This window comes from Chryseobacterium oryctis (genome assembly GCF_025971925.1).
GTDB classification, from domain to species: domain Bacteria; phylum Bacteroidota; class Bacteroidia; order Flavobacteriales; family Weeksellaceae; genus Chryseobacterium; species Chryseobacterium oryctis.
The window spans coordinates 250,040-262,206 of the sequence record NZ_JAPDHV010000004.1 but is presented as its reverse complement, the minus strand read 5'-3'; the positions used below and the strand labels follow the sequence as shown (position 1 = coordinate 262,206).

11 protein-coding genes and 1 riboswitch are annotated in these 12,167 nt (G+C 33.0%); of the genes, 6 read left to right on the top strand and 5 right to left on the bottom strand.

All coding sequences use genetic code 11. The features are described from left to right. The first annotated feature begins 2 nt into the window (after positions 1-2). Genes OH806_RS10945 through OH806_RS10930 form a run of 4 tightly spaced genes read left to right on the top strand, consistent with a single transcriptional unit; the run spans position 3 to position 2,760 of the window. Complete coding sequence (locus OH806_RS10945) at positions 3-908, top strand: TIGR01777 family oxidoreductase (RefSeq protein ID WP_264743720.1); 906 nt, start codon at positions 3-5, stop codon at positions 906-908. Between the two features lie 35 nt (positions 909-943). Beyond that, entirely contained in the window at positions 944-1,525 is a 582-nt protein-coding gene (nudK, locus tag OH806_RS10940; protein WP_264743719.1) for a GDP-mannose pyrophosphatase NudK, read from the top strand. A 34-nt stretch (positions 1,526-1,559) separates the two neighbouring features. Then, positions 1,560-2,144 (top strand): hypothetical protein, encoded by a 585-nt coding sequence (locus OH806_RS10935; RefSeq protein WP_264743718.1) that lies wholly within the window; start codon positions 1,560-1,562, stop codon positions 2,142-2,144. A 31-nt stretch (positions 2,145-2,175) separates the two neighbouring features. After that, positions 2,176-2,760 carry a hypothetical protein gene (locus tag OH806_RS10930; RefSeq protein WP_264743717.1) on the top strand — a complete coding sequence of 195 codons (585 nt, stop codon included), beginning with the start codon at positions 2,176-2,178 and terminating at the stop codon, positions 2,758-2,760. A 90-nt stretch (positions 2,761-2,850) separates the two neighbouring features. Here the strand turns inward: OH806_RS10930 and OH806_RS10925 are convergent, their stop codons facing one another. Continuing rightward, positions 2,851-3,312 carry an Lrp/AsnC family transcriptional regulator gene (locus OH806_RS10925; protein ID WP_264743716.1) on the bottom strand — a complete coding sequence of 154 codons (462 nt, stop codon included), beginning with the start codon at positions 3,310-3,312 and terminating at the stop codon, positions 2,851-2,853. 154 nt (positions 3,313-3,466) lie between these two features. Then, positions 3,467-3,649, top strand: a riboswitch (cobalamin riboswitch). Positions 3,650-3,820: 171 nt separating this feature from the next. Between OH806_RS10925 and metE the strand changes: the two genes are divergently transcribed. Continuing rightward, positions 3,821-6,136: a 5-methyltetrahydropteroyltriglutamate--homocysteine S-methyltransferase gene (gene metE / locus OH806_RS10920; RefSeq protein WP_264743715.1), complete on the top strand. Its 2,316-nt coding sequence runs from the start codon at positions 3,821-3,823 to the stop codon at positions 6,134-6,136. 87 nt (positions 6,137-6,223) lie between these two features. Here metE and OH806_RS10915 read toward each other — a convergent pair whose 3' ends face one another. Continuing rightward, positions 6,224-6,991: an HNH endonuclease gene (locus OH806_RS10915; protein WP_264743714.1), complete on the bottom strand. Its 768-nt coding sequence runs from the start codon at positions 6,989-6,991 to the stop codon at positions 6,224-6,226. Beyond that, entirely contained in the window at positions 6,978-7,193 is a 216-nt protein-coding gene (locus OH806_RS10910; RefSeq protein ID WP_264743713.1) for a hypothetical protein, read from the bottom strand. The genes OH806_RS10915 and OH806_RS10910 overlap by 14 nt, the downstream gene beginning before the upstream one ends. A 124-nt stretch (positions 7,194-7,317) precedes the next feature. Here OH806_RS10910 and OH806_RS10905 point away from each other — a divergent pair, with 124 nt between their 5' ends. Beyond that, on the top strand, positions 7,318-7,764 hold the full coding sequence (locus OH806_RS10905; RefSeq protein ID WP_264743712.1) for a KTSC domain-containing protein: 447 nt from the start codon (positions 7,318-7,320) through the stop codon (positions 7,762-7,764). A gap of 140 nt (positions 7,765-7,904) precedes the next feature. Here the strand turns inward: OH806_RS10905 and OH806_RS10900 are convergent, their stop codons facing one another. After that, positions 7,905-11,090 (bottom strand): efflux RND transporter permease subunit, encoded by a 3,186-nt coding sequence (locus OH806_RS10900; RefSeq protein WP_264743711.1) that lies wholly within the window; start codon positions 11,088-11,090, stop codon positions 7,905-7,907. A gap of 6 nt (positions 11,091-11,096) precedes the next feature. Then, positions 11,097-12,158: an efflux RND transporter periplasmic adaptor subunit gene (locus OH806_RS10895; protein WP_264743710.1), complete on the bottom strand. Its 1,062-nt coding sequence runs from the start codon at positions 12,156-12,158 to the stop codon at positions 11,097-11,099. Between the last annotated feature and the right edge of the window lie 9 nt (positions 12,159-12,167).

Here is a 12,167-nt window from a genome sequence, read left to right as displayed (position 1 = left end):
TTATGAAAGAGGTTGTTTTAATCACAGGAGCCAACGGAACCATTGCTAAAGAATTAGCAAAAATGATTGGAAAAGACTATGAAATTAGATTTTTAACCCGTAAAAAAACACAAAACAACCAATACGAATGGAATGTAAAAAAGCAAATTATTGATGAATCCGCCTTTGTAAACGTTTCACATATCATTCATTTAGCAGGAGCTAACATTTCTGAACAACGCTGGACCGAAGAACGAAAAAAAGAACTCATTTCCAGTCGGGTTGACTCTGCAAATCTGCTTTTAACCACTCTGAAAAAGAAAAATATTACATTAAAATCTTTCATTACCGCTTCAGGAGTTAATTATTACGGAACCGAAACAACAGATAAAATTTTTAATGAAAATGATAAACCCGGAAATGATTTTCTGAGTGAAGTTGTCGTACTTTGGGAAAAAGCTGCAGATGAATTCAAACTCCAAAATCTTGCAGAAAGAGTTGTAAAACTTCGTACTGCTGTTGTACTTTCCGAAAAAGAAGGTGCTTTAAAAAAAATGGTTCCAACGATTAAAAATTATATTGGTTCACCTTTAGGAAGTGGAAAACAATATATGCCTTGGATTCATATTAAAGATATTTGTTCGATATATGAATTTGCTTTAAAAAACCCCAATATTGATGGAGCTTACAATGCAACTTCACCACAGCATACAACGAATGAAAATTTCACCAAAGAAATTGCCCAAGTTTTAAGAAAACCATTATTTATGCCCAATGTACCGGGTTTCATTTTAAAGATTTTATTTGGCAAATTGGCAAGTGCTTTGCTTGAAGGTTCTAGAGCGTCTTCTCAGAAAATTCAGGAGGCAGGTTTTACTTTTGAGTTTCCTGATTTGAAATTGGCTTTGGAAGATTTGCTAAAAAAGTAATGATATAAAAATATTCAATCAAGATTATAAAATTAATGCAAAATACGAACGTTAGTATTGAAAAAACTGAAATTTTATCAGACAACTGGTATACTTTAAAAAAAGTAACTTTCAATATTCAAAAAAAAGACGGAACAGTAGAAAAACAAAGCAGAGAAGCCTATGACAGAGGAAACGGAGCAGTTATTTTGCTGTATAATAAAGAGTCTAAAACAGTAATTCTGACGAGACAATTCAGATTACCAACTTACATCAACGGAAACCCAACAGGAATGCTAATTGAAGCCTGTGCAGGATTGCTAGATGATGACAACCCTGAAGAATGCATAAAAAGAGAAACCGAAGAAGAAACAGGATATAAAATCTCTAAAGTTGAAAAAATTTTCGAAGCCTATATGTCTCCAGGTTCTGTTACTGAAATTCTTCACTTTTTTGTCGCCGAATATTCAAAAGAAATGAAAATTGCAGACGGAGGAGGATTGGAACATGAAGGCGAAAACATTGAAGTATTGGAACTTCCATTTGAAGAAACTCTTACGATGATAGATTCAGGAGAAATAAAAGATGCGAAAACAATCATGTTGATTCAGCACCTTCGTCTTAAAAATATTTTGTAAATTTTAAAAATTAGTTAATTAAAAACATAACATTATGAAACTGTTGTATACACTAAGTCTTTCTTTGTTATTGTCAATGAATCTTTTTGGGCAGAAAAGTGAAAAACCAAGCCCGAGAGAACAAGCAAATATCGAGCAGTATAAAAAAGAATACAAGAAAAAAAATTATAAAAAATTTGAAGGAAAAATCACAGTAACTAATACTCAGGTTCAATTTGACGATAAGTTTTTTTACTATGATAAATCTGATAAAATTATGAGTTCTTTGCTGAAAGAAGGATTACTTTATCCACAGCTTTTAACAGATTATCAGATGCAAAAATTCTTGGACGAAACCACCGATAAAACTCAAAAAAGATTTTTGAAATTACAGAAAGATCCAAGAGCCGGTTTTGATGTAAACAATGTGAAATTGAGCAATACCTCTGAAATAAGTCCGTTAAGTTCAAACCCGAAAACCAAAGTAATCAAATTTACTTACAAAGACAGTAAATTGGGAAATAATTCTATTGTATATCTTATTGAGCTTACCAACAAATCTGCCGTAAAAGAAACATCTCTTGAAGATTTTATAAAAGGTGCAACTCTGACTTATTTACAACAAGAAAGGTTTGATTAACAGAATTCCAAATAGTAATTTCACCAATATTATGGATATAAACGAAATTCTTAAAGATTTAAATTTAGGATTGATACAAGATTTTGCATTTTGCAAAGGGATGGAAGCTCGAAACAATTTTCGATATATAAATTTTTATGAAACTTGCATTTATGTTAAGACAATTCAGAGTGATTTAATTATTAGTTCAAACAACCTGAATAAAAATAATAATGAAATTGAAAATAAATTTTATGCAAGAATAATTTGCTTAACCATCTATGAATATTTTAATGATATAAATAATATTTTAGGAAAGGAATTAAGTGATGAATTAAAAGAAATAAATTTTTTAGAATTTATAACATCTTTAAATGAAATTGGAAAAGAAATTAATCAATTAAAGAAAAAAAGAACAGCTTTTTTCAAAGAAATTCGACACGAAACAATAGCCCACAGAAACAAAAGTAAAACAAAACTTCTAGAGCAAATATTTAATATCGATGAAGAAGAAGTTTTAGACATTTCTATTGAAACAATAAAACTAAACACAAAGCTAATTAGTTTATTCTCTCAAATTACAAAAAAAATAAGTCAATATCATACTATAAATGGATTACTAAAAAATAACAGATAAAATAATATTACTGAAAAATACAGGTTTAAATGTGATTTAAAAGAATATTAACAATGAGTAGCATCAGAAAGTTGATGCTGTTTTCTTATATTAAATACTCACTCCATGAATATTTTTCACTTCCGCCATCACAAATGTACTATGCGTACTTCCGATAGAATCTACAGAACCTAACTTATTGAACACAAAATCCTGATAATGTTTCATATCTCTCACCTGAACTTTCAATAGAAAATCAAAATCACCGGAAATATTATAACATTCTGCAACCTCATCAATCTTTAAAATATCTTCCACAAACTGATTCCCAACAGAACGGTCATGAATTTTCAGCTTCACCTGACAAAAAACCGTAAAACCACGATTCAGCTTTTCGGCTTCTAAAATAGCTGCATAATGCTTGATATATCCCTCCTGTTCCAGTCTTTTCATACGCTCAAAAACAGGTGATGCCGAAAGATTAACTTCTTTAGCCAACTCTTTTACCGTCAATTTCGCATTTTTTTGAAGGATTCTAAGCAACTGTAAATCCTTTTCGTCAAGCCTTTCCACAGAATAATATTCTTTTTAAATGATTATTTTTCAAAAATACAGAATAATAAACTTTTAAATCCAATTAAAACAAAATATAATACTTAATTTTTAAATTAAAACCAATCAATTCACTTTAATTAATACCTTTACATCACATTTTGTTCTTTTACATACTTCATCAAACGGAAAAGGTTTTGCATAACGTAAATTAATAGGGAATCGTGTGAAAATCACGAGCTGTCGCGCAACTGTAAGTAATCTATCAAAGGTTTTGTCGACTCATATCCACTGTGAAAACGGGAAGGATGACAAAACTGTTACAAGTCAGGAGACCTGCCTTTTCCGAATGATCAATGCTCTCGCGATTTGGAGTTTTTGGATTAGAAAGATGATATACTTGAACGTATTTTCGTTAATGGAAAAATTACGTCATTATTATATCCTGTTCATCAATTTCATTTTACGAAAGCATTTCGAAGCACTAAAGAACTTTTGAATAATTGTTTAATTAAAAGACTTTACAGAAATGCAAACACACCTACTTGGCTATCCGCGAATTGGTAGCGACAGAGAACTCAAAAAAGCCTGTGAACAATATTGGGCAGGTAAAATCGAAGCAGACGAACTATTGGAAATTGGAAAAAACATCGCATTACACAACTGGAAAATTCAGCAGGAAGCAGGAATAGACCTTATTCCATGTAATGATTTTTCGTATTATGACCAGGTTTTGGATATGACTTTAACCGTTGGAGCCATTCCTGAACGTTATCAGGAAATTGCTTCCGAAAAATCCGAAATTGACCTCTACTTTGCCATGGCAAGAGGTTATCAAAATGACGGATTGGATATTACAGCAATGGAAATGACCAAATGGTTTGATACCAATTACCATTATATCGTGCCCGAATTTCAGAAAAATCAGGAATTCAGTTTATTTTCAAACAAAATCATTCAGGAATTTATTAATTCAAAGCAAACGGGAATTAATGCTAAGCCTGTAATCATTGGTTTACTGACCTATTTATTACTTGGAAAAGAAAAAGAGGAAGATTTTGATAAATTAGATTTAGCACAGAAGTTAGTTCCTGTTTATATTGATATTTTAAAGGAATTAGAAAATCATGGTGCAGAATATATTCAGTTTGATGAGCCTTTTTTAGCGTTAGATTTAAACGAAAAAACCAAGGAAACCTATCAACTCATTTACACTGAAATCAGAAAACAATTCCCTAATCTTAAATTTATTATTGCAACCTATTTTGAAGGCTTAAAAGATAATCTTTCCTTAGCAACGTCTCTTCCTGTCGATGTTTTACATATTGACTTGGTTCGTAGCCCGGAACAGTTGGATGAAGTTTTACATATAATTCCACACAACTTGAGTCTTTCTTTAGGAGTTGTAGACGGAAGAAATATCTGGAAGAACGACTATAAAAAATCTTTAAGTTTCATTGAAAAAGCAGTTCAGAAAATAGGCTCGGAAAGAGTTTTTGTTGCACCTTCATGCTCCCTGCTTCACTCTCCTTTTGACCTAGATTCGGAGAAAAACGAAGAAATTTTATCTCCCGAAATCAAACAATGGATGGCTTTTGCCAAACAAAAAGTACAGGAAATTGTTACGCTGAAAAAACTAGCTTCAGAAAACCCTGATTACAGTATTTTACAAGAATTAGCCGAAAACAGAAAAATAATTGAAAGTCGAAAAACTTCCACACTCATTCACAACCAAAACGTGAAAAACCTTGTGAATTCAACAACAGGGCAACATGCACAAAGAAAATCTCCATTTAAAATAAGAAAAAAATCTCAACAGGAAATTCTACAGCTTCCCTTATTTCCGACAACAACCATAGGTTCTTTTCCTCAAACTAAAGAAGTAAGAAATTGGCGTTCAAAATTCAGAAAAGGGGAATTAAATTCCGAACAATACGATACTTTACTAAAACAGGAAACCGAAAGAACTATCCGTTGGCAGGAAAAAATCGGGATTGATGTGCTGGTTCACGGAGAATTTGAACGAAATGACATGGTGGAATATTTCGGAGAACAATTAGCCGGATTTGCTTTTACTCAAAACGGTTGGGTTCAAAGCTATGGAAGTCGCTGCGTAAAACCGCCTGTAATTTTCGGAGATGTCTACAGATCCAATCCTATGACCGTTTATTGGTCGGAATATGCCCAATCTTTAACGAAAAAATGGGTAAAGGGCATGTTAACCGGTCCTGTAACGATTCTTCAATGGTCTTTTGTACGTAATGACCAGCCTCGTTCTCTTACCTGTAAACAAATTGCATTGGCAATTCGTGATGAAGTGAATGATTTGGAAAAAGCCGGAATCAGAATCATTCAGATTGATGAACCGGCGATTCGTGAAGGACTTCCGTTAAGAAAATCTGATTGGCAAAATTATCTGAAATGGGCAGTTGAAGCCTTCAGAATTTCGGCAAGTGGCGTGGAAGATGCAACACAAATTCACACACACATGTGTTATTCTGAATTCAATGATATTATTCAAAATATCGCAGATATGGATGCTGATGTCATCACAATAGAATGCTCTAGAAGTCAAATGGAATTACTGAATGCTTTTGCAGATTTCAAATATCCAAACGAAATCGGACCAGGAGTTTATGACATTCACTCGCCTAGAGTTCCATCAAAAGAAGAAATGCTAAAATTATTGAAAAAAGCTCAAGCTGTCATTCCAGCTCAGCAACTTTGGGTAAATCCTGATTGCGGACTAAAAACCCGTCATTGGGACGAAACAGAGAAAGCCTTGATAGCAATGGTAAAGGCTTCGAAAGAAGCGAGTGAAGAGTTTTCTTTGCAGGAGGTTTAAATTATTGATATTTGTTTTTTAGGAGCTTAAGGGCTCCTGTTTTTTTAATGACATAAAATCTTAATTACCAAATATTTTGAAGTTATACTATTTTATAAAAATATTATTGAAATGAAAGTCTAAAAAATCTTGATCAGGTAAAAACCGCTCTGGCAATACAATTTGTTGGTTCTGAAATTTATTAAAAAAATCATTTACGGCAACATCATTAGAATAATCATCAAAATAATTCGAAACTAATACTTTGTAATCAGGCGTTATTGTAATAAACCCTTTATCAAAAGCTTTATCATGTATAGAGTTTAAGCATAAACCATTATGTGGATTCGTCCTATTATCCATATCTACTGACCAAGGCTTGATGTGGCTAGCAACTAAAAAATCTGGAATAGATAATCCAGTAATACAACATTTTAAATTATAAGATGAAAGAATTGTACTTCTAAAAAAGCTTTGATTTACCCTTGTTTTGATAATAGTTTCTTTCTCTAGCCCTTTTGGAAAATCTGCTACATTATACACTTCTATTTCTTCAATTTTTTTGTTTTGAAACCCTGCTAACAACACTTCACTTTCAAAAACCAAATTATCCCAATTACCATTAAACTCATTCCAAACCTCCTCATCCAACTTACTACCATTTGTTAAGCCTTTAATTCCTTGTTTTTTAAGCTCTGGATCAAGTCGTCCAAAATTTCCAATTTTCATACTTAATGCAGATGGACTCCGACAAATAATGTCAGCATACTTGATTATTATAGGATTTGTTTTACTGCAACTTTTAAAAGGTATTTTACAATAAATGTTAAAAGCAATTATTGTTTCTTCTTTAGTCCAGTTATTATTTTTTGCCATTATCTATTTCAATTACTTCAAGATTATCAACATTGTAATCAGATAATATCTCATCTAATAATTTTTTTGTAAAATCAGAAGAACCAATTAGAATGGTTTCGAAAATTTCAAATCTGTCATCTGTTGTTAATTCATTTAATTTTTCATCATCACGGAAGAAATTCATAAAATCTTCTCTTGACATATTTTTATATTCGTTCATATCACTAATTTAAAATAATCAATTAAATAGTACAATAATATTTCAATAAATTAATAATCAAAAACTTACATTTTTTACAATTAAAAACCCTAATTTTGCACCCCGAAAATAAGGATTATCCGTTATGAAAAAATTAGGCGAATACAGAAAGCTTCTTGAAGTTGATAAAAATGTGACTTTAAAGGAATTAAAAACAATTTACAGGAATACGATGAAAGATACGCATCCTGATAAATTTATCAACGATGAAGCGGGAAAACTGGAAGCAGAAGAAAAAAGTAAGTCTGTGATTGAAGCCTATCATTTTTTGGTAAGCATCAATCCTGAAACACAGGAAAAGTACAAAGAAGAATATACTGAAACGATTACAAAATCTAATATTCAGGATTTTTATCTGGAGAAATCAATCTTGACTGTTCAACATTTGAATGGAGTATCTTACGAATATATTGGTGTTCCAAAGAATACATATATAAAAATGGTGAATGCAGATTCTCCGAGCCGTTTCGCAAGAAGGCACATCTACGGAAATTTCGTTTACAGAAAAGCAGGTGAAGTGATGGCTGATTAATTTCCGTATTATAAAACATATAAGGCTTTCAGTGAATTCTGGAAGCTTTTTTTGAGATTGCTTAGTCTCTGTCCTCTCGCAATGACATAAAAAAGCGTATCATTTCTGATACGCTTTTTCGGTTAATTAAGGCTGTTATATTAATCTAAATGTTTTGGAGTAAATCCGTCATCACTTAGTTCTCTATGTACATAATCGGCTTTCATTTCAGCTTCATAGTCTATCTTTTTATCTTTACCCATTCTTCTTAAAACTGAATCGAATAAAGAATAAACTACTGGTACAATAATCAAAGTAAGGAATAATGAAGATGTTAAACCTCCGATAATTACCCAGGCAAGACCATTATTCATCTCAGCTCCTGCTCCACTTGCCAACGCAATAGGAATCATACCAAATATCATCGCAATTGTGGTCATCAAAATCGGACGAAGACGTGCATGGTTAGCCTGAATCAATGCATCATGAGTATTTGCGCCTTCTGCTTTTCTCATATTCGTAAAGTCAACAAGCATGATGGCATTTTTAGCAACCAAACCAATCAACATAATCATACCCAACATTGTGAAAATGTTTAATGAATTTCCTGTTAATGCCAGAATAACCATAACTCCAATCAATGCCAACGGAATTGAGAATAACACCACAAACGGATATACAAAACTGTCATAAAGCGATACCATTACCAAGTAAACCAAAATAATTGCCGCCAATAAAGCGATACCTAAAGTACCAAAACCTTCAGACTGGTTTTCCATATCACCACCCCAAACGTAATCTACACCTGCAGGTTTATCTTTGCTATCCCAGAACATTGCAGACCATTCATTCGCAACGTCTCCGGAAGGTCTACCTACAACTTTAGATTGAACTTTAACCGCAGGAGATTTATCTCTACGCTGTAATAAACTTGGCCCTGAACCCATTTCTACATTTGCAAACTGACTCAATCTTATTTGTTCACCTTTATTATTAGTAAACATTAGGTTTCTTACATCTTCAATAGATTTTCTATCATTATCTGCAAAACGGATATTGATATCATACTCATATTCTCCGGCTCTGAATTTTCCGTCTGTATTACCGTTAAATGCAGTTTGCATTACTTGTCCTACATTTGAAAGATTAAGTCCCAAAGCAGACATTTTATCTCTGTCAATATTTACCTGAACTTCAGGACTTCCTGTGTCTGTAGACAGTTCAGCACCTACAGAACCCGGAACTTTTTTCAACAATGCCAATAATCTTTCTGCTTCTTTAGTTGCAGTTTCGTTATCAGGAGCCGTAACTACCAATTCGATTGGTGCTCTTTCTGCTCCCATAATTCCGATTGGTGCGGTTTTAAATTCAACACCTGTATATTTTTCTTCTAAAGCTCTTTTTATTCGGGCAGACATAATGTCTGTACTTTCCGCTCTCTCAGATTTATCTGTTAAAATAACCTGAATTTCTGATTGATATGCTGTAGACTGCATACCTCCCATACCAGAAGACTGCTGACCTACTGTTGTAATCATATTAACAACCTCAGGATATTTTCTTAAGAATTTTTCAACATCTAAGGTTACCTGATTGGTTTTTTCTACTGATGCATCTTTTGGTAATTCTATCTGAACTAAGAACTCTCCTTTATCTAATTTCGGGAAGAATTCACCTCCAATAAATCCGAATTTCACAAGCATGAAAGAAGAAATAAGAATAATAAAAGTAACAACAACCGTCATTATTCTTCTCAATGTAGTTCTTAAACACCACTCAAGAATCCCTGTTATCCAATGTGTGAAAGTATCTAATTGTTTTTCAAACCAAAGAATAAATTTTTCGAACCAGTTTTTACCAGTTAAATGCTCTAGCTTACCAAATCTTGATGACAACCAAGGAATAATAGTAAATGATGATAATAACGACAATAAAGTAGCAATAACCACCGTGACACAGAACTGAGCCAAAATATTTGCTACCAAACCTGTACTCATTGCAATTGGTAAGAATACTACCACAATTACTAAAGTAATCGCAGTTACGGTAAATCCGATTTCTGAAGCTCCATCAAAAGATGCTCTGATTTTAGATTTCCCCATCTCCATGTGACGGTAGATGTTTTCAAGTACTACAATCGCATCATCCACCAAGATACCAACAACCAATGATAACCCCAATAACGACATCAGATTAAGTGTATACCCCATTAAATTCATTCCAATGAATGCCGCAATCAACGACATTGGAATCGATATCATTACAATAAATGCATTTCTAATACTATGTAAGAATAATAACATTACCACAGCAACCAAGATAATTGCCAAAAACAAATCGAAAATAACGTGATCCGCAGCAGCTAATGTAAAGGTTGTAGTGTCGTTTACAATATTCAGTTTAATTCCTTGATTGGCGTATGTTTTTTCTACATTTTCGATAGTTTTCTGAACCAATTCTGATACAGCAACAGCATTGGCATCCGATTGCTTTTTAATCTGAATCAATATAGTGGGATTCTGATTATAACGAGCCAACTTTTCTACATCTTCCGTTGTATCCAACACTACAGCAACATCTGATAAACGTACCTGAGCTCCATTTTTGTTAGAAATAACCAAGTTGCTCATCTGCTCCACAGATTTGTATTTACCAGATAATCTGATGGTAGATTTTGATGTACGTGTTTTTACATTACCCGTCGGGAAATCTAAATTGGAAGATAAAATAGCCTGTTGAACTTCACCGATAGAAATACCGTATCCTTGAAGTTTCTTCTCATCAATATTTACTTGAATTTCTCTTTCTTGTCCACCAATCAAATCTACTTTAGCCACCCCGTTTACACGAGAGAATGTAGGTTCAATTTTTTTGTCTAATAAATCGTAAAGCTCTTTACTGTTTAGCTTCTCACTCGAAATACTCATCGTCATGATTGGCATATCATCTAAAGAGAATTTATTAAGTGAAGGAGCATCTGCATCATCCGGCAAATCAGATAAAATTGCATTTACTTTACGCTGTGCATCATTCAAAGCAAAATCAACATCTGCACCTGCGTTCAACTGAACCATGATAACAGATAAACTTTCGTATGAAGAAGCTTCTACTTTTTTTACGTTTTCTAATGACCCAACGGCATCTTCAATTTTACGGGTAACGGATGTTTCTACCTCACTTGGTGAAGCACCAGGATATACCGTGGATATTGTTACCATGTTGGTTTCAAATTTAGGAATAAGCTCGTATCCCATCATGGAATAACTTAGCAAACCTCCTAACGTTAAAATTGTAAATAATACAATAATTAACGAGGGTCTTTTTATCGATATTTCTGCTAACTTCATATAATCTTACTTTACGATATTGATTTTATATCCGTTATCAAGGTTAATTTGTCCACTTGTAATTACTTCATCACCCTCTTTCAGACCACTAAGAATATGTACACGATCTCCATATACTTTTCCTACGGATACTTTAATCATTTTAGCTACTCCATTGTCATTGATAAATAGCTGACCAGAAGATACACCATTCACGAATGCAGTTGCAGGAACAGTTAATATACTTTGAGTTTCACCTCCGTTACTTGTTTTAAATATTGCAGTTCCGTACATACCTGCTTTTAGTTTTCCATTATTGGCAACCTCAATTTCTACAGGGAAGTTAAGCGATGCATCACTTTTCGGTGCAATGAATGTAATTTTACCAGTAATGGTTTCATCACCAATTGAATTTACCTTAATATCAACTGATTGACCTAAAGCTAATCTACCGACTTGGCTTTCATCCACCAAAACAGATAATTTAAGAGTATTGATATTTACAATTTCAAATAATGGTGTTCCCGGAGAAACAACGGCTCCCGGTTCTACCATTCTTTTATTAATAGTTCCGCTGATACCTGCAGTAACATTCGCATTATTTACTTTTACATTTTGAGCTCTAACAGCAGCCTGAGCGTTTTTAAGCTGCAATCTGGATTGATCTAATTGCTGTTTTGTAACCCCTCCTGTTTTGAATGCATTTTCATAACGTTGATTATCAATAATCGCATTCTGCAAATTATTTTGAGCCTGTGTAACATCTACTTCAATTGCATCTTTTTTGATAACAGCAACCACCTGACCTGCACCTACTCTGGAGCCTTCTTTTACATTTACACTGATAACTTTACCCGCAATTTCTGATGCTAAATTAGTTTCAGCTTTAGGTATGAAATTACCATTCGCAGTATATTCAGTATTAATATGTTCGTATTTTACTTTTTCGATATTTACGTTTATTTTTTCTACCGTTTTAGCAACTTCAGCAACTGTGGCTGTTTGTTCTTTTTTATTATTTACAATTTTATAAGCAGCCAGACCTACAAGTACAGCAGCTACGATAATATATATTAAAGTTTTTTTCATTTTAGTTAA

Bases quoted from the DNA above. Each gene is read 5' to 3' on its own strand.
- OH806_RS10945 (WP_264743720.1), top strand. From the start codon at position 3: ATGAAAGAGGTTGTTTTAATCACAGGAGCCAACGGAACCATTGCTAAA.
- nudK (WP_264743719.1), top strand. From the start codon at position 944: ATGCAAAATACGAACGTTAGTATTGAAAAAACTGAAATTTTATCAGAC.
- OH806_RS10935 (WP_264743718.1), top strand. From the start codon at position 1,560: ATGAAACTGTTGTATACACTAAGTCTTTCTTTGTTATTGTCAATGAAT.
- OH806_RS10930 (WP_264743717.1), top strand. From the start codon at position 2,176: ATGGATATAAACGAAATTCTTAAAGATTTAAATTTAGGATTGATACAA.
- metE (WP_264743715.1), top strand. From the start codon at position 3,821: ATGCAAACACACCTACTTGGCTATCCGCGAATTGGTAGCGACAGAGAA.
- OH806_RS10915 (WP_264743714.1), bottom strand. From the start codon at position 6,991: ATGGCAAAAAATAATAACTGGACTAAAGAAGAAACAATAATTGCTTTT.
- OH806_RS10910 (WP_264743713.1), bottom strand. From the start codon at position 7,193: ATGAACGAATATAAAAATATGTCAAGAGAAGATTTTATGAATTTCTTC.
- OH806_RS10905 (WP_264743712.1), top strand. From the start codon at position 7,318: ATGAAAAAATTAGGCGAATACAGAAAGCTTCTTGAAGTTGATAAAAAT.
- OH806_RS10900 (WP_264743711.1), bottom strand. From the start codon at position 11,090: ATGAAGTTAGCAGAAATATCGATAAAAAGACCCTCGTTAATTATTGTA.
- OH806_RS10895 (WP_264743710.1), bottom strand. From the start codon at position 12,158: ATGAAAAAAACTTTAATATATATTATCGTAGCTGCTGTACTTGTAGGT.